This window comes from Streptomyces sp. NPDC049813, assembly GCF_044465085.1.
Classification (GTDB): domain Bacteria; phylum Actinomycetota; class Actinomycetes; order Streptomycetales; family Streptomycetaceae; genus Streptomyces.
Genome location: NZ_JBITLI010000003.1, coordinates 21,249 through 39,059, shown reverse-complemented (window position 1 = coordinate 39,059; position 17,811 = coordinate 21,249). Strand labels below are relative to the sequence as shown.

The 17,811-nt window shown below is 72.7% G+C and carries 13 protein-coding genes; 4 read left to right on the top strand and 9 right to left on the bottom strand.

Features of this window, described 5'->3' with window-relative positions; genetic code table 11:
- Window positions 1-5 precede the first annotated feature (5 nt).
- The gene (locus ACIBW6_RS07720; protein ID WP_399057797.1) at window positions 6-635 is read right to left on the bottom strand and encodes a DedA family protein; all 630 of its coding nucleotides are present in this window, start codon (window positions 633-635) and stop codon (window positions 6-8) included.
- A complete protein-coding gene (locus ACIBW6_RS07715) occupies window positions 635-1,408 on the bottom strand; it encodes an MBL fold metallo-hydrolase (RefSeq protein WP_399057795.1) in 774 nt (257 codons plus the stop codon). The genes ACIBW6_RS07720 and ACIBW6_RS07715 overlap by 1 nt, the downstream gene beginning before the upstream one ends.
- Before the next feature lie 94 nt (window positions 1,409-1,502).
- Between ACIBW6_RS07715 and ACIBW6_RS07710 the strand changes: the two genes are divergently transcribed.
- The 3 genes from ACIBW6_RS07710 (at window position 1,503) to ACIBW6_RS07700 (ending at window position 5,621) form a co-directional block, all read left to right on the top strand.
- Entirely contained in the window at window positions 1,503-1,928 is a 426-nt protein-coding gene (locus ACIBW6_RS07710) for a hypothetical protein (RefSeq protein WP_399057793.1), read from the top strand.
- Between the two features lie 117 nt (window positions 1,929-2,045).
- Window positions 2,046-4,157, top strand: coding sequence for an alkaline phosphatase family protein (locus ACIBW6_RS07705; RefSeq protein WP_399057791.1), 2,112 nt, complete (start codon window positions 2,046-2,048; stop codon window positions 4,155-4,157).
- A 90-nt stretch (window positions 4,158-4,247) separates the two neighbouring features.
- Entirely contained in the window at window positions 4,248-5,621 is a 1,374-nt protein-coding gene (locus tag ACIBW6_RS07700) for an amino acid permease (RefSeq protein ID WP_399057789.1), read from the top strand.
- Between the two features lie 99 nt (window positions 5,622-5,720).
- Here ACIBW6_RS07700 and ACIBW6_RS07695 read toward each other — a convergent pair whose 3' ends face one another.
- The gene (locus ACIBW6_RS07695; protein WP_399057787.1) at window positions 5,721-8,654 is read right to left on the bottom strand and encodes a VWA domain-containing protein; all 2,934 of its coding nucleotides are present in this window, start codon (window positions 8,652-8,654) and stop codon (window positions 5,721-5,723) included.
- Window positions 8,644-9,423, bottom strand: a complete 780-nt coding sequence (locus tag ACIBW6_RS07690) for a tetratricopeptide repeat protein (protein ID WP_399057785.1) — start codon at window positions 9,421-9,423, stop codon at window positions 8,644-8,646. The genes ACIBW6_RS07695 and ACIBW6_RS07690 overlap by 11 nt, the downstream gene beginning before the upstream one ends.
- Before the next feature lie 143 nt (window positions 9,424-9,566).
- Here ACIBW6_RS07690 and ACIBW6_RS07685 point away from each other — a divergent pair, with 143 nt between their 5' ends.
- The gene (locus ACIBW6_RS07685) at window positions 9,567-9,992 is read left to right on the top strand and encodes an OsmC family protein (RefSeq protein WP_399057783.1); all 426 of its coding nucleotides are present in this window, start codon (window positions 9,567-9,569) and stop codon (window positions 9,990-9,992) included.
- A gap of 163 nt (window positions 9,993-10,155) precedes the next feature.
- Here the strand turns inward: ACIBW6_RS07685 and ACIBW6_RS07680 are convergent, their stop codons facing one another.
- Genes ACIBW6_RS07680 through ACIBW6_RS07660 form a run of 5 tightly spaced genes read right to left on the bottom strand, consistent with a single transcriptional unit; the run spans window position 10,156 to window position 17,703 of the window.
- Window positions 10,156-11,031 (bottom strand): helix-turn-helix domain-containing protein, encoded by an 876-nt coding sequence (locus tag ACIBW6_RS07680; protein ID WP_399057781.1) that lies wholly within the window; start codon window positions 11,029-11,031, stop codon window positions 10,156-10,158.
- Between the two features lie 39 nt (window positions 11,032-11,070).
- Entirely contained in the window at window positions 11,071-11,793 is a 723-nt protein-coding gene (narI, locus tag ACIBW6_RS07675) for a respiratory nitrate reductase subunit gamma (protein WP_399057779.1), read from the bottom strand.
- The gene (narJ, locus tag ACIBW6_RS07670; protein ID WP_399057777.1) at window positions 11,790-12,398 is read right to left on the bottom strand and encodes a nitrate reductase molybdenum cofactor assembly chaperone; all 609 of its coding nucleotides are present in this window, start codon (window positions 12,396-12,398) and stop codon (window positions 11,790-11,792) included. Before narJ ends, narI begins: the two co-directional genes overlap by 4 nt.
- Entirely contained in the window at window positions 12,395-14,011 is a 1,617-nt protein-coding gene (narH, locus tag ACIBW6_RS07665) for a nitrate reductase subunit beta (protein WP_399057775.1), read from the bottom strand. The genes narJ and narH overlap by 4 nt, the downstream gene beginning before the upstream one ends.
- Entirely contained in the window at window positions 14,011-17,703 is a 3,693-nt protein-coding gene (locus ACIBW6_RS07660) for a nitrate reductase subunit alpha (protein ID WP_399057773.1), read from the bottom strand. Before ACIBW6_RS07660 ends, narH begins: the two co-directional genes overlap by 1 nt.
- Window positions 17,704-17,811 lie beyond the last annotated feature (108 nt).

Sequence of the window (17,811 nt, the reverse complement as noted above, 5' to 3'; positions counted from 1 at the left end):
ATGCGTCACGCGTGCTGACTGCCTGACGGCCGGCGCACCTTGCGCCACAGCACGGGGACGGCGCTGACCGCCACGGTCAGCGCGACCGCGGCCACGACCCCCTGCCACGGCTCCTTGAACAGGGAGCCACCGAGAAGCCCGATCACCTGGTACGTCAGCGCCCACGCCAGGCACGCCGGTACGTCGCCGCGGGCGAAGCGGCGCAGCGGCATCTTCGCCATCAGGCACGCCAGCATCACCGGGATCCGCCCGGCGGGCACCAGCCGCGACAGCACGAGGACCAGCACCCCGTGGTCGGCGAGCTTGTCCTGCGCCTGCTCCAGACGCTCCTGCGGCGCCCGCGACCGCAGGGCCTGCAACCACCGCGAACCGTTCTTCGAATGCATCCCGCGCCGCCCGAGCCAGTACAGCGCCACGTCGCCGAGGAACGCGGCCACGGAGGCCGTGGCGAAGACGAACAGCAGCGAGTACGGCGCCTTCTGATGGAACGCCACCACAGCGGCGGAGCTCACCAGCGCGCCCGTCGGGATGACCGGCAGCAGTGCGCCGACCGCGACGAACAGGAACAACGTCGGGTACCCGACGGCCTGTTGGGTCGACTCGGTCGGCACCACCTGAGCGACGGCGTCGAGCATCACCGGGCCACCTCCGGCCGCACGCTCTCGCCGTGCGCGAGGCGGTGCACCGCCACCTGCGGGGCCCGCAGCGCGGCCTGCCGGACGAACTCATCGCCCGGCGTGTGGAATTCGTGGGGGCGCACCGCGTCCATCCCGATCGGCCAGTACGTCCCGTAGTGCACGGGCACCGCGCTGCGCGGCGCGATCCGGGCCAGCGCCTCGGCGGCCCGCTCCGGATCGAGGTGGTGCGGCCCGAGATTCGGCCCCCAGCCACCGACCGGCAGCAGCGCCACGTCCACCTCCCCGACGGCGTCCGCCATCCCGTCGAACAGGCCGGTGTCACCCGCGAAGTACGTCCGGGCCTCCCCGCTGATCACGTACCCCAGCGCGGGCGCGCGCTGCGGTCCCACCGGCAGCCGCCGCCCGTCGTGCGCCGCGGGTACGGCCCGTATCGCCACGTCGCCGACCTCCACCCGCGTCCCCGCCTCGACCTCGGTGATCTCCAGATCCCGCAGTCTGCGCAGCCCCGGCACGGACCGGCCGGCGCCGCGCGGCACCAGCACCCGGGTGCCCGGGGCGAGCCGCGCCAGCGACGGCAGATGCAGATGGTCCGCGTGCAGGTGCGAGACGAGGACCACGTCCGCGCGGGCCGCGCCCGGCGGCGGCGTGCCCCCGCGGCGGCGGCGCAGATGGGCCAGGCGACGGGCGAAGAGCGGATCCGTGAGCACTCTCGTGCCCGAGTCCTCGACCGTGCAGGTGGCATGACCCCACCAGGTGATCTCCACCGGCACCCGTTGCCTCCTTACGTACGACTGCCCCTGAGCCTACGTGCAGGAGTAGGGTCGTCGCGGAAAGCTGAGGTGAGGCTGAGGTGAGGGGGACACCATGGGCGCACCCGAGGGGGGCGGCGACGCCGTGCGGGTGGCGGCGATCGCCAGCCTCACACCGCTGGAGGAGCTGGACGCCGACCCGTTCCTGGTCGACTCGCGCAGCCAGCACGCGATGTGCGCCCGCTGGGCCGCCGAGCGCGGCTACGTGATCACCCGCGAGCTGCTCGTGCACGGCGTCCGCGCCGACCACGAGATCCTGTGGGCGGGCGTCGACGCGGGCCTGGTCGACGTCTTCGTCGCGCCCAGCGACCGCGTCCTGCGGGCCGCGCTCCGCTCGGTCGACGCGTTCTCCGCCGAGTGCGCCCGGCGCGGGGTCCGGCTGGAGACGGCGGGCCTCGCGGAACCGGCGTACGACACCGAGATGAAGGCGCGCGTGCACCGGCGGCTGTCGATGCCGACCGCCGGGTACGACGGCTGCTGAGATCCGGGCCGCCGCCCCCGCGGCGCCGGAGGGGCCTGCCTGGCCTCCCAAATCGTATGAAACCCTGGGCCGACGACAAGCAGCGCACAGCCGTACAGGGGCGAGGGGAGCCGGGACGTGGCCACAGGCCGGTGGAGACGGGTGGCGAGCACCGCATGGCGCTCGCTGACGGTCTGGGTCGCGAGCACCCTGACGATGCTGGTCCTGGCCGGAGCGCTGCCGGACTTCCAGCTCCAGTCCGACAGCGGGGACAGCGCCACCCGCGTCGCCACCACGGCCGCCCTCGGCGCCGGCGCCTTCGCGCTCCTGTCGGCGCTGGTCTGGCCGCTGCTGGTCCGCGCCCTCCTGCTCGTCCCGGCCCTCGTCCTCGGCCTCGGCGTCTTCTTCCTCAACGGCGCCCTGCTGCTGTTCGCCCTGCACCTCGTCCCGGACGGCCGCGGCGAGGCGGGCCCGGAGACCGCCGTCGTCGTCGCCGCGGTGATGTCGGCCGTCGCCTCGGCGACCGGCGGCTCGCTCGCGGTCCGCGACGACGACGCCTACCGGCGGCGCCTGTACCGGCTGGCCGACCGGCGCCGCCGCGGCGCCGGGAACGTCCTGCCCGACGCCGGGCCGCCCGCCCCCGGCACCGTCTTCATCCAGCTCGACGGCGTCGGCCACGAGATCCTGCTGCGGGCCGCCCGCGACGGCACGATGCCCACCGTCCAGCGCTGGCTGCGCGACGGCGTCCACCGCCTCACCCCGTGGCGCACCGACTGGTCGAGCCAGACCGGCGCGAGCCAGCTCGGCATCCTGCACGGCTCCAACCACGACATCCCCGCCTTCCGCTGGTACGAGAAGGACACCGGCGAGATCCAGGTCTCCAACCGGCCCACCAGCGCCGCCGAACTCCAGCGCCGCGCCATCGAGCACACCGGCGACGGCGGGCTGCTCACCTTCGACGGAGCGAGCCGCGGCAACCTCTTCAGCGGGGGCGCCGAGGAGGTCGCGCTCGTGCTGTCCGTGGCGGCCAGGCGCGGCAAGGAGAACCGCTCCCGGGCGGGCTACTTCGCCTACTTCTGCGACCCGGCCAACGCGGTGCGCACCGCCCTGTCCTTCGGCGCCGAGGTGGGCCGGGAGATCGGCCAGTCGACCCGGGCCCGGCTGCGCCGGCAGCGCCCGCGCGTCGGCCGCGGCGGCCTCTACCCCTTCATCCGCGCCTTCGCGACCGTCGTCGAGCGGGACGTCGTGGTCGCCGCCGTCATCGGCGACCTGCTGGCCGGCCGCAGCGCCGTCTACGCCGACCTCGTCGCCTACGACGAGGTGGCCCACCACTCGGGCCCGTTCGGCCGCGACGCCGAGAAGGTCCTCGCCCGGCTCGACCGCTCGCTCGCGCTGCTCGAGAAGGTCGCCGAGCACGCGCCGCGCCGCTACCGCATCGTCGTCCTCTCCGACCACGGCCAGAGCCCCGGCGAGACCTTCCAGGCCCGCTACGGACTGACCCTCCAGGACCTGGTGCGGGCCGGCTGCGGACTGCCCGTGCCGCGCAAGGCGCGCCGCACCCACAGCGGCGCCGAGGCCCGCTCCGCCGTCCGGGCCGCCCTGCGCCGCCCCGTGGAGGAGCCGGCCGGCCGGGGCCGCCACCACGAACCCGTCGTGCTCGCCTCCGGCAACCTCGGCCTCGTCTCCTTCCCCGACGTGCGCCACCGGATGAGCAAGGAGGAGATCGACGCCCGCCACCCCGCCCTGCTGCCGACCCTCGCCAACCATCCGGGCATCGGCTTCCTCCTCGTACGCAGCGAGGAACACGGCGCGGTGGTGCTCGGGGCGCGCGGCGCCGAGGTCGCGCTCGCCGACCTCGCCGACGGACACGGACCGCTCGCCGACTTCGGCCCGGGCGCCGCCGACGCCGTGCGCCGCACCGACTCCTTCCCGCACACCGCCGACATCATGGTCAACTCCTGGTACGACCCGGTGGACGGCGAGGTCCTCGCCTTCGAGGAGCAGATCGGCTCGCACGGCGGACTCGGCGGCGCCCAGGGCCGCCCCTTCCTGCTCTCGCCCGTGGTGCTGTCCCCGCCCGTCCCGGACGGCGGTGAACTCGTCGGCGCCGAACAGGTCCACCACGTGCTGCGCCGCTGGCTGCGCGACGGCGACGGCCCCCAGGTCCCGCTGGAGAATTCACTCCGGGAACCCTCCACCGTCGCATCATTTGCGGCCGCACCCCAGGACGGACCGGACGAATCCGGCTGATTTGGCCGGGCGCCCCGTGCCGCCCGACCATGGAGCGCCGCCCGGCGATCCCGTGACGGCGGCCGGCACGACCGAGAGGCGCACCACCCCATGCACGACACCGGACCCGCGGCACCGCCGGCTCCGGCCCGGGACCAGGACCCCGACAGCAGGCACGCGCGCCGGTTCGGCCTCCCCGTCGCCACCGCCCTCGTCATGGGCAACATCATCGGCGGCGGCATCTTCCTGCTCCCCGCCTCCGTGGCCCCGTACGGCACGATCAGCCTCGTCGCCTTCGGCGTCCTGACCCTCGGCGCCATCGCGCTCGCCCTCGTCTTCGGCCGGCTCGCGCACCGGCACCCGCGCACCGGCGGCCCGTACGTCTACGCCCGTGAGGCCTTCGGCGACTTCGCCGGCTTCCTGGCGGCCTGGTCGTACTGGATCACCACCTGGGTCTCGAACGCGGCGCTCGCCGTCGCCGCCGTCGGCTACCTCGACGTCCTGCTGCCGATCCGCGGCTCCACGTTCTGGACCATCGTCGCCGCGCTGAGCTGCCAGTGGCTGCCCGCGCTCGCCAACCTCGCCGGGACCCGCTACGTCGGCGCCGTCCAGCTCGTCTCCACCGTCCTGAAGTTCGCGCCGCTGCTGCTCGTCGCGGTCGGCGGCCTGTTCTTCTTCGACGCGGACGACCTCGGACCGTTCCGCGCGAGCGGCGACTCCGCGCTCGGCGCCGTCTCCGCGTCCGCCGCGATCCTGCTCTTCAGCTACCTCGGCGTCGAGTCCGCTTCGGTGAGCGCGGGCGAGGTCCGCGACCCGCAGCGCAACGTCGGCCGCGCGACCGTCCTCGGCACCGGCCTCGCCGCGCTGCTCTACCTGCTCGGCACGGTCTCCGTGTTCGGCACCGTCGCGCACACGGAGCTGGTCGACTCCACGGCGCCCTTCTCCGACGCCGTCAACGCGATGTTCGGCGGCTCCTGGGGCGGCACCGCCGTCGCCGTCGCCGCCCTCGTCTCCATGGTCGGCGCGCTCAACGGCTGGACGCTGCTCAGCGCCCAGACGCCGTACGCGGCGGCCCGGGACGGCCTCTTCCCGGCCGCGTTCGAGCGCAAGCGGCGCGGCATCCCCACCGTCGGCGTCCTCGTCGCCGTCACCCTCGCCTCGCTGCTGACCGTATACAACTACACCGCCGGGTCGAGCGGGGTCTTCGAGACCCTCGTGCTCGTCACCACCTTCACCGCGACCGTCCCCTACCTGCTGGCCACCGCCGCCCAGATCTACTTCCTGCTCTCCGGCCAGGGACACCGGGTGAGCCGCTCGCGGCTCGCACGGGACCTGGTGCTCGCCGTCGCCGCCTTCGGCTTCTCCATGTGGCTGGTCGGCGGGGCCGGCTACGCGGCCGTCTACCAGGGCGTGCTCTTCCTCTTCGCGGGCGTCCTCGTCTACGCGTGGATGGCGGCCCGCAAGAAGCGGACCGCCACCCCCTGACCCGGCCCCCGCCGGTCACCGGGCGAGGGGAGCGCCCCCCCCGGCGCGGCTTGCTGAACACGCTGTCCCGCGCACCGGTCCCGGTCGGCCGGCGCGCCGTCAGGCCCGCCACGCCGTGCCCGATCTGACCCGGCCGAACTCGCTGATCGCGACCATGGCGGGGGCGAGGCCCGCGCCGCCGCGGGGCGGGTCGCTGTACGAGCGGACGGTGTCCAGCGAGCCGGCGAGCGTCGCCAGCTTGCTCAGGGTGATCTGGTCGTCGACGAACTCCTTGGCGGGCAGGTGCAGATGGACGCTCTTGAGGATCTGGATGTGCTCCGACAGCCGCTTGCGGGCCGTGTCCCGGTCCCGCTCGTACAGGTCGTCGAGGGCGGCGAAGGTGACCTCGCTGGTCCACAGGCCGACCGCGTGCACCTTCACCGTCTCCTCGGCGAGGGTGAGACCGGCGGACAGGTCGATGTCCCTGCGCAGCCCCTCGCGCGCGACGGTGTCCACGAACTGCACCGTGGCGGTGCCCACCCCGGGCAGTCCGCGCCCCGGCGGCACCGCGATCTCCAGGACGATCCAGTACGTCTCGCCGAACGCCAGGTCCGGCGCGAAGATCCGGATGCCGTGCTCGTCGGTGATGATGTCGGGCAGGGCCTCGGCGCCGTACGTCGCCCGGGCCGACGCGGCCGCGAGCCCCGCGTCGCGCAGCACCGCCTGCCGGGCCCGGGGATCGCCGACGAGGTCGTGCCCGTACAGGTGCCGGATCTCGACGTCCGCGGCGATGTCCAGGCGCAGCTGGATGTCGATGGCGGCCAGGTGGTCGCGCCGGGTCAGATCGGCGAGGAGGTCGGTGCCGATCTGTTCGGGCCGGGTGACGAACGTGGAGTGGCCGCCGCTCAGCCCGGCCAGCGCCGACAGTTCGGGCATCCGGGCGTCGGAGCCGAAGCCGAAGCAGGAGAGCGTGACGTCGCCGCGCAACTCGGCCGCGATCCTCGTCCGGATCTCCACCCAGTCCGTGAAGCCGGAGGTCGGGTCGCCGTCCGAGAAGAGGTAGAGGCAGTCGACCGTGTTGCCGCCGGCGGAGTGGCGGCGCAGTTCGGACAGCCCGTACTGCACGCCGAGGTGGATGTCGGTGCCGCCGCCCGCGGTCAGTCCGGAGACCACCTCGGCGAACCGCTCGGGCGGCAGCTCCCCCTTCGGGACGGCGGCGAGCGGGGTGCGCACGTGCGTGTCGAAGGTGATGATCCCCAGGCAGTCGGCCGGGCGGAGCCGGTCGTAGAGACCCTGCAACGCCTGCCGGACGGTGTCGAGCTTCTCGCCCTGCATCGAGTAACTGGTGTCCACGACGAAGACGAAGTTGACGGGGAGCGCCTCCTCGCGCGGCGTGCCGGCCGGCGGGGAGTCGCCCGCGCGCAGGGTGAGTTCGAGCAGATGCGTGGTGGCCTCGTCGGCCTTGAAGGCGCTCGGTACGGCCGCGAGCCCGTGGCTGACCGCGACCGCCTCGCCCGGCCCCGGGCCGGGGACCTGGTCGGTGCGCGCGGCGACGAAGTCGTCGAACCGGATCTGCTCCTGGCCGACGATCACGCCCTGCTCGATGAGGTCCCGGACGCCGAGCACGGAACGCGTCCCGAAGGCGTTGTTGCGGCGGATGAACAGGCCGTCGTGCGGGAGGGGGCCGGAGCGGCGCGGCCCGGGGGCGGGACGGAAGGGCGGCCCGGACCGGGCGAAGGCGGCGGAGGGGGCGCTGCTCGCGGAGGGGGCCGAGATCTGCGCGTCCAGGCCCCGGTACCGGTCCGACACGACCCGCCGGAACAGGGCCTGGTCCTCGTCGCCCGCCTGCTGGCTGCCCAGCCCGTCCCGCACGATCTCGGCCAGCCGCTCGACCTCCGCCTGCCGGTCCCACTCCCTGTCCCGGTGGGAGTCGCGGCGTTCCATGCCCCGTTCGGCCGCGTCGGCGTGCTCGCGTCGGGCGGGACGCGCCAACCGGTCGCTCTCCAGCCTGATCCACCGCTCGGAATCCGGCCGCTCCCTGTCCTGCCCGAAATCCTGCCCGAGCTCCCCTCCGCTGACCCGCCTCCGGTCCGGAGCCGCCGTCCGCACCGGCCGGATCTCGTGCCCCGCCCGCAGCCAGCGCATCAGCAGCGCGTCGGCGGAACCGGGTTCGGGTGGCGCCGCCGCCGGGTGGACGACGACCGTCGTCGTGCCTTGCCCCGCGCTGAGCTGTAAGGCGCCCAGCGCCCACTGCGTGGACGTGGCGAGCACGGGGCCGCCGCGCAGACCGAGGCGGTGGGCGAAGGCCCGGCACTCGGCCACGCGTGGTGACTCCTGCGCGTGGCCTGCGGCCATCGCGGTTGATGTGAGGTTTCTGCGGCCCGTGGCGGCTGTGGTGACCGTGGGAAAGTCGACGACCAGCAGGGCCGGCGGGGCAGGCGCCTCACCCGGGTCCCGCACCGCTGCGTGCTCCCCAACGGCCTCATGGACCTGACCTGGGGTCAGGCGCGCGGACCCGTCCGGGGTCACGGGCGCCGTCTCGTCCGGGGCCACTTCCGTGGTCCCGTCCGGGGTCACACCCGCGATCGAGCTTGCGGCCTTGCTCGGGGTCCTGCCCGCGGCCTCGCTCGGGGGCGTGCCGGCAGACCCGTCCGGGGTTACGCCTGCGGACCCGTCCGGGGTCCCGCCCGGGGCCACCCCCGCGGGCCGGTCGACGGCCCCGCCCACCGATCCGGCGGCGCCGCAAGCCCGGAGTACCGCTCCGCGGCGCAGCAGCCCCCACAAGGCGCGGCCCGGTGCGGGCCACACGTCGTGGTGGTCCGTGCGCGGGGCGACCAGGAGGACGGCGTCCGGGTGGGCCGCCAGCTGGGCGTCCGCCTCCGCGACGGTCTCCGCCACCGGGTCCGGCACCGCGAGCCCGGCGGCCTCCGCCTGCCGCAGCGCCTCCTCGATCAGCGGCCGGTCCGCGCCGCCCGCGCCGTCACGCGCCGGATCGAGCGGCCCCACGTACACGACGGCAGGGCGACGCTCGCCCGGCAGGTCCTCACTCGGCATGTGCTCTCTCCGTACTCGGGGTGGGCAGCGGGCACCGCGTCTCCAGCTGCGTGCGCGTGCGCAGCCCGTCGCCGAACATTCCTTCGGCCCGCAACCGCCGAAGCCAGGCGTCGAGTCCGGCGCTCAGCCCGGTGGCGGAGGCGGCCAGCCGCTCAGCCTCGACGGCACGGGCCGGATCGTTGGCCAGCAACAGCAGCTCCGTCTTGAGGGCGATGCCGAACGGGTCGCGCGGCTCCAGCTTCAGCGCCTCGTCCACGTACCCCGACGCGACGTCGACGTTCGAGCGGACCAGGGCGATGCGGGCCTTCCAGTACCAGAACTCCGCCGCGTCGCGGTCGGTGCGCGAGACCTCCAGGGCGCGCTCGGCCTCGTCCGGCTCCTCCCGCTCGACGTGGCGGCGGACCGTCGTGAGCGAGCGGTCGACGCCGCCCCCGCGTCCGGTGGCGGAGGCCGGGGGCCGGCCCATGGCCACGCGGGCCCCGACGAGCAGGACCGCGAGGAGGAAGAGCAGCAGCATGGCCACCAGGACCAGGAACTGCACCACGCCCTTGCTCTCGGCGAGGGTGGCGAAGACCCCGAGCACGGCGACGACGAACGCCAGGACGACGACCGCGCCGAACAACGCGGTGGCCTGCGCGGGCGTGAGCGAGCGGAACATGCGGTTGCGGATGATGTCGCGCATCAGATCGCGGTAGAGCAGGTACAGCACGCCCAGCGCGATTCCGCCAAATCCGGCTATTCCCCCGAGGACTTGGAAGAGTTCCAGCATGTCTGGACTGTAGGGCTTCCGCCGCGGCCGGACAGTGGATTCACCGATCTTTCGCGGAGCCGCACTGCTCGTCGCCACCGTGCGGACGGGCGGAGTGTGATCGGATGGTGCCCCCGGTCGATCGGCAATGGAAAGGGACCATCATGGCAACCACGCGCTCCGCGCACACCGTGTGGGAAGGCAACCTGCTCGAGGGCAGCGGCGTCGTCACCTTCGACTCCTCCGGCATCGGTGAGCAGCCGGTGTCGTGGCCCTCGCGCGCCGAGCAGGCGAACGGAAAGACGAGCCCCGAGGAGCTGATCGCGGCCGCGCACTCGTCCTGCTTCTCGATGGCGCTCTCGCACGGCCTGGCCGGCGCGGGCACGCCGCCCACCAAGCTGACCACCTCGGCGGACGTGACGTTCCAGCCCGGCGAGGGCATCAAGGGCATCCACCTGACCGTCGAGGGCACCGTGCCCGGCCTCGACGAGCAGGGCTTCACCGCGGCCGCCGAGGACGCCAAGAAGAACTGCCCGGTCAGCCAGGCGCTCACCGGCACGACGATCACCCTGACGGCCAAGCTGGCCTGACGACGCGCCCTGGACGCGGGCCCGCCCAGGATCTGAGCTGGACACCGGGACACCCGGTGTCCGCCAGGACCGGAGCGGGCCCGTTTCTGTGAGAAGGGGCGGTGACGACGGCGTCGGTGCCGTCCTCGCCGGAGACGCCTCGGCGCGCGCCCGGGGGAGCGCCTCAGCCGTCGGCGGCGGTCAGGCGCTCCCGCCACCGGCGTATCAGCTCCAGGCTGCGCTCCGCGCTCGCCGCCTGGGCCACCAGGTGGTCCAGGACCTCCAGGTGCGTGCCGACCTCGTCACGCGAGTCGAGGTAGAGCGCCCCGGTGAGGTACTCGCTGTACACCATGTCCGGCAACTCCCGCACGGGGAAGCGGAACAGGGTGAACGGGCCGAAGGTGCCCGGGTGCGGCCCGCTCGCGAACTCGGCTATCTGCAACGTGACATGGGGCAGCCGGGCGATCTCCAGCAGGCGGTCGAGCTGGCCGCGCAGCACGTCCGGGCCGCCGGGCGGGCGCAGCAGGACCGTCTCGTCCATTACGACCCACAGGTGCGGCGCGTCCTCACGGGTGAGCAGCGACTGCCGGGCCATCCGCAGCGACACGTGCCGGTCGATGTCCTCGGGCGTCGAGCGGCCCACCGTGCCCGCGTCGAAGACGGCCCGCGCGTACTCCTCGGTCTGCAACAGGCCCGGCACGAAGTGCGGTTCGTAGGCGCGGATCATCTCGGCCGCGCCTTCCAGGCTCACGTAGAGGCTGAACCAGTCCGGCAGCACGTCGTGGAACCGCTGCCACCAGCCGGGAAGGTTCGCCTCCTCGGCGAGCGCGACGAACGCCTCGATCTCCCGCTCGGGGACCTCGTACAGCTCCAGGAGCATCTGGACGTACGGGATCTTCAGCGCGACCTCGGCCGTCTCCATCCTGCGGATGGTCGCCCCGGTCACCCGCAGGGCGCGGGCGGCCTCGTCCCTCTTGAGCCCCGCGGCCTCCCGCAGATCGCGCAGGCGCCGGCCGAGGACCACCTGGCCCACGGTGGGAGCGGGCCGTCTTTCACTCACGTCACGTCTCCCCACGTGCCGCACCGCGGCACGCCGCGGCTAGGAGCCGGTGCGCTCCCACCCCCGTCGCTCCGGCCGCGAGGCCAGCTGCCGCGGATCGCGGCTGCGATAGACCACGTACGGACGGAACAGGTACTGCACCGGCGCGCTGAACATATGCACGAGCCGGGTGAACGGTACCAGCGCGATCAATGCCATGCCCACTACCGCATGGATCTGGTAGAGCACGGGCACCCCCTCCATCCGCCAGGTGTCCGGGCTCAGCGTGAACAGGCTGCGCGCCCAGGGCCCGATGGATTCCCGGTAGTTGTAGCCGTCGCCGGTGGAGTGCGACAGCTTCGCCACCATGCCGAGCACGAGGGAGCCGAGCAGCACGACGTACATGAGCTTGTCGTTGCGGGTCGTCGCGCGGAAGACGGGGGCCTTGGTGCGGCGCCGGTACACCAGCAGGAAGATGCCGGCGACGGCGAGGACCCCGGCGAACGTGCCGCCGTACAGCGAGAAGAGGTGGTAGGTGTGCTCGCTGACGTGCACCTTCTCCGTCCACGACATCGGGATGAAGATGCCGATGATGTGCCCGACGAGGACGAACAGGATGCCGTAATGGAAGACCGGCGAGGCGATGTTCAGCAGCTTCGACTCGTAGATCTGCGAGGAACGCGTCGTCCAGCCGAACTTGTCGTAGCGGAACCGCCAGATCGTGCCCGCGATCAGCAGGACGAAGGCGATGTAGGGCAGCGCGCCCCAGATCAGCGTGGTCACCGGGCCTGCTCCTTCACGAACAGCGGGAGGGGGGCGCGGAGACCGAGGTCTCCGAAGGGTTCCAGGCCGACCTCTTCGCGCGGGGGACCCGAGCGGGCCAGCGCGAGCGCCTCGGCGCGGTCCTTGGGGGTGGGGCCCGGGAGCGTGGCGCAGACGGCGGTGAGGACGGTGGCGTACGGGGTGCCGTGCTCGGTGAGGGCCAGACGCAGCAGCTCCAGGCCGCTGCGGTGCTCCTCCAGCAGGACCGGGCCGGCCTGCGCCGAGAACTCCAGGACCGCGGGGAGGAAGTCGGGGAGCTCCTCCCCGGTGAACTCCATGCCGTGCTGCCGGTAGACCTCCTTCATGCGCACCAGCGACATCCCGCGCCGCCGGGTGTCCCCGTCCCGCCACCACGTCAGGTACAGGCTGTGCCGGTTCTTGAAGTCGAAGACCTGGACGTAGTGGGCCGCCAGCTCCGCGAGCCCGGCGGCTTCGGCGTGGTCGACGAACGGGGCCAGCCGCGGCGCCGCGGCGCGTACCAGCGGCAGCCGCTCGTACAGCTCCTCGTCCGGGTAGGTCAGGCAGAGCGCCGCCGCCTGGTGGAGGAGGGCACGGGAGCCGGTCACGGGCTCTCCTTCGGGTCGTCGGCGGTCTGGCGGCGCTTGGTGAGGTGGAAGTTCTCGACGGAGACGACCGGCAGCAGCCTGCGCCCGCCGGCCATGGTGTTGCCGGAGTCGCCGCCGAAGGGGCCCTCGCCGCCCATGCCGGGCCCGTCGGCGTGGTCGAGACTGCACGAGTCCGGCACCGCCGTCTCCTCCAGGCGCCGGGCGTCGCCCATCGCGGCCGTCGGGATCACGTACCGGTCCTCGTACTTGGCGATGGCGAGCAGCCGGTACATCTCCTCGATCTCCCCGGCGGCCATGCCGACCGACGCGGCGATCGAGGCGTCCGGGGTGTCACCGAGGTTGAGGGCCCGCATGTGCGAGCGCATCGCCGCCAGCTTCTCCAGGGACGCGCGCACCGGCGCCACGTCGCCCGCGGTGAAGATCTCCGCGAGGTACTCCAGCGGGATGCGCAGGGTGTCGATGGCGCCGAAGAGGTTGGCGTGGTCCTCGCCGTCGTGGCCACTCTCGCTGAGCGCGTCGACGACCGGGGAGAGCGGCGGGATGTACCAGACCATCGGCATCGTCCGGTACTCCGGGTGCAGCGGCAGCGCCACCTTGTACTCGCTGATCAGCGCGTGCACCGGGGAGCGGCGCGCCGCCTCCATCCAGTCGTAGGGGATGTCGGCCTCCTCCGCGGCCCGCTGCACGGCCGGGTCGTGCGGGTCGAGGAAGACGCCGAGCTGCGCCTCGTACAGGGCGGTGTCGTCCCGGGTCTGCGCCGCCTCCGTCACCTTGTCGGCGTCGTAGAGGATGACGCCGAGATAGCGCAGCCGGCCCACGCAGGTCTCCGAGCAGACGGTGGGCAGGCCCACCTCGATCCGCGGATAGCACAGCGTGCACTTCTCGGCCTTGCCGGTGCGGTGGTTGAAGTAGACCTTCTTGTACGGGCATCCCGTCACGCACATCCGCCAGCCGCGGCACTGGTCCTGGTCGACCAGGACGATGCCGTCCTCCGCGCGCTTGTACATCGCGCCGGACGGGCAGGACGCCACGCACGACGGGTTCAGGCAGTGCTCGCAGATGCGCGGCAGATAGAACATGAAAGTCTGCTCGAAGGCGAACTTCACCTTGTCCGAAGCCTGTTGACGGGTCTTCTCCACCATCGGGTCGAGGTCGCCGTACTGCGTCGCGCCGCCGAGGTTGTCGTCCCAGTTCGAGGACCACTCGATCTTCATCGGCTTGCCGGAGATCTGCGAGCGGGGCTCCGCCACCGGGTAGTCGTCGCCCAGCGGCGCCTCGGTCAGGTTCTTGTAGTCGTACGTCCAGGGCTCGTAGTAGTCCTTGATCTCGGGCAGCTTGGGGTTGGAGAAGATGCCCGCGAGCTTCTTGAAGCGGCCGCCGTTCTTGAGCTTCAGGGCGCCCCTCTTGTTCAGCTCCCAGCCGCCGCGCCACTTCTCCTGGTCCTCGTAGCGGCGCGGGTAGCCCTGTCCGGGGCGGGTCTCGACGTTGTTGAACCAGACGTACTCCATGCCGCCACGGTTGGTCCACGCCTGCTTGCAGGTGACCGAGCAGGTGTGGCAGCCGATGCACTTGTCCAGGTTCATCACCATCGCGATCTGAGCCATGATGCGCATCAGTACTGGACCTCCTGGGAGCGGCGCCGGATGACGGTGACTTCGTCGCGCTGGTTGCCCGTCGGGCCGAGGTAGTTGAACGCCCAGCTCAACTGGGCGTAGCCGCCGATGAGATGGGACGGCTTGAGGATGAGCCGGGTGAGCGAGTTGTGGATGCCGCCGCGCCGGCCGGTGGTCTCCGCCTTGGGGACGTTGACGGTGCGTTCCTGCGCGTGGTGCATGTAGACCGTGCCGGCCGGCATGCGGTGCGAGACGATCGCGCGGGCGACGACGACGCCGTTGCGGTTCACCGCCTCGATCCAGTCGTTGTCCTTGACGCCGATGGCCTGCGCGTCCTGCGGCGCCATCCAGATCGACTGGCCGCCGCGGGAGAGCGCCAGCATGAACAGGTTGTCCTGGTACTCGGAGTGGATCGACCACTTGTTGTGCGGCGTCAGGTAGCGGACCGTCACCTCGTGCTCGCCGTCCGGGCCGAGGACCGGCTCGCCGAACAGCCGGTTCATGTCGAGCGGCGGCCGGTAGACGGGGAGCGCCTCGCCCAGCTCGTGCATCCAGTCGTGGTCGATGAAGAAGTGCTGGCGCCCGGTGAGCGTGTGCCACGGTTTGGCGTGCTCGGTGTTGAGCGTGAACGCCGTGTACCGGCGCCCGCCCGCCTCGCTGCCCGACCACTCCGGTGAGGTGATCACCGGGACGGGCGCGGCCTGCGTGTCCGCGTAGGTGACCCGCTTGCCCTCGTGCTCGGCGGCCAGGTGCGCCATCTCCTGCCCGGTGCGCGCCTCCAGGGTGTGGAAGCCCTGCGTGGCGAGGCGGCCGTTGGTCGTCCCCGACAGGGCCAGGATCGTGTTGGCCGCCTTGACCGCGGTGTCGAGGCTGGGACGGCCGTCGGCGGGGCCGCCGCGCACGGTCCCGTTGCGGGCGCGCAGCTCCTCGACCTCCTGGTCGGGCCGCAGGGTGATGCCCTTGGCGGGCAGGCCCAGCTTCTCGACCAGCGGGCCCAGTGCGCCGAACTTCGCGCCGATCGCGGTGTAGTCGCGCTCGACGACGACGAGGTTCGGCATCGTCTTGCCGGGCACCGGCTCGCACTCGCCCTTGCGCCAGTCCAGGACGACGCCGCCGGGCTGCGCGATCTCGCCCGGGGTGTCGTGCTGCAAGGGCGCCGCCACCAGGTCCTTGCGGACGCCCAGGTGGTCCACGGCCAGCTCGCTGAGCTTCTCCGCGAGCGCCTTGAACGTGTCGAAGTCGGTGCGGGCCTGCCACGGCGGGTCCACGGCCGGGGTGAACGAGTGCACGTAGGGGTGCATGTCCGTGGAGGACAGGTCGTGCTTCTCGTACCAGGTCGCGGCGGGCAGCACGACGTCGGAGAGCAGCGTCGACGAGGTCTGCCGGAAGTCCAGCGACAGGAGCAGGTCGAGCTTGCCCTCGGGCGCCTCGTCGCGCCACGTCACCGTGGTGGGCCGCTCCCCGGGCGCCGCCTCCTCGGCCCGCAGCGAGGAGTGGGTGCCCAGCAGGTGCTTGGTGAAGTACTCGGCGCCCTTCGCGGACGAACCGAGCAGGTTGGCCCGCCACAGCGTCAGCACCCGCGGCCAGTTCTCCGGCGCGTCCGGGTCCTCGCAGGCGAACTTCAGGGTGCCCGCCTTGAGTTCGGCCACCGTCCCGCCGACCGGGTCCGCGCTCGCGCCGAGCTCCAGCGGGTTGCGGTCGAACGTCGGGTACGACGGCATCCACCCCGAACGCGCCGACAGGGCCAGGCAGTCGGCGCCCGTCATCCCCTCGAAGGCGCCCTTGCCGAGCGGCGAGGCGAGCACGTCCGCGCCGAACCTGTCGTAGCGCCACTGGTCGGTGTTGGTGAACCAGTACGCCGCGCCGATCATCTGCCGTGGCGGCCGCGACCAGTCGTTGGCGGAGGCGAGCGAGGCCCAGCCGGTCACCGGCCGGCACTTCTCCTGGCCCACGTAGTGCGCCCAGCCGCCGCCGTTCCTGCCCTGGCAGCCGGTGAGCTGGAGCAGCGACAGGAAGCTGCGGTAGATGGTCTCGGAGTGGAACCAGTGGTTGGTGCCGGCCCCCATGAGGATCATGCAGCGGCCGCGCGACTTCTCCGCGGTCTCCGCGAACTCCCGGGCGATCTTCACGCACTTGGCGGCCGGTACGGAGGTGTGCAGCTCCTGCCAGGCGGGCGTCCCCGGCGCGTGGGCGTCGTCGTACGAGGCGGCCCACTCACCCGGCAGCCCCTCGCGGCCGACGCCGTACTGGGCGAGCAGCAGATCGAAGACGGTGGTGACCAGCGGCCCGTCCTGCCCGCCGAGCCGGGTCGCCGGGACGCCGCGCCGGACGATCTCGCCCCGGCCCTGCCCGTGGCTGCCGCCGTCGGTGTCGAAGCGGGGCAGCAGCACGGGCACGCCGGTGGCGACCTCACTCCCGTGCAGGCTCAACTGCGGCTTGATGTCACCCAGTTCGAGGTTCCACCTGCCCTTGCCGGACTCGGTCCAGCGGAAGCCGAGTGAACCGTTCGGCACGGTGGGCTGCCCGGTCGCCTCGTCGAGGACGGCCGTCTTCCACTCCGCCCCCTCGCCGCCCTGCCCGAGGTCCGCGGCGCGCAGGAACTTCGCCGGGACGTACCCGCCGTCCTTCTCCTCCAGCGTCACCAGGAACGGCAGGTCCGTGAACTTCTTGACGTACTCCGTGAAGAACGGCGTCTGCCGCTCGACGAAGAACTCCTTCAGGATGACGTGCCCCATGGCGAAGGCGAGCGCGCCGTCGGTGCCGGGGTGCGGGTGCAGCCACTCGTCGGCGAACTTGGCGTTGTCCGCGTAGTCCGGCGCGACCACCACGACCTTCTGCCCGCGGTAGCGCGCCTCGGCCATCCAGTGCGCGTCCGGCGTCCGCGTCACCGGCACGTTCGAGCCCCACATCATCAGATACGCGGCGTCCCACCAGTCGCCCGACTCGGGAACGTCCGTCTGGTCGCCGAAGACCTGCGGAGAGGCCACCGGCAGATCCGCGTACCAGTCGTAGAACGACAGCATCGGCGCGCCGATCAGCGACATGAACCGGGCGCCGGCCGCGTGCGACACCATCGACATCGCGGGGATCGGCGAGAACCCGGCGACCCGGTCGGGCCCGTACGCCTTGATCGTGTGCACGTGCGCCGCCGCGACGATCTCCACCGCCTCGTCCCAGGTGGCCCGCACCAGGCCGCCCTTGCCGCGGGCCAGCTGGTAGCGGCGCCGCCGCTCGGGATCGCCCTGGATGTCCGCCCACGCCAGCACCGGGTCGCGCAGCCGCGCCTTCGCCTCCCGGTACAGCTCCAGGAGCACCCCCCGGATGTAGGGGTAGCGCACCCGGGTGGGGGAGTACGTGTACCAGGAGAAGGCCGCGCCCCGGGGGCAGCCGCGCGGCTCGTACTCCGGCCGGTCGGGGCCCACGCTCGGATAGTCCGTCTGCTGGGTCTCCCACGTGATGATGCCGTCCTTGACGTACACCTTCCACCGGCACGACCCCGTGCAGTTCACGCCGTGCGTCGAGTTCACGACCTTGTCGTGGCTCCACCGGTCCCGGTAGAAGACGTCCCCGTCCCGGCCGCCCTCGATCCGCACACTGTGCAGGTCGTCCGAGGCCGTCCCCCGCCGGAAGAACCGACCGGCCCGCAGCAGCGCGGCGTCCGGCTCGGCCGGGGTGCGCGTCGTGTCTGTCACCGTCTGTGCTCCCTCGCTGTGGCCTCCTTCGCACGCTAGGGGCGCGGGGGCGGGAGCACATGTCGGCCGGGGCCGTACGGGTGCCGGTGGACCGGCCGCCCTGCGGCC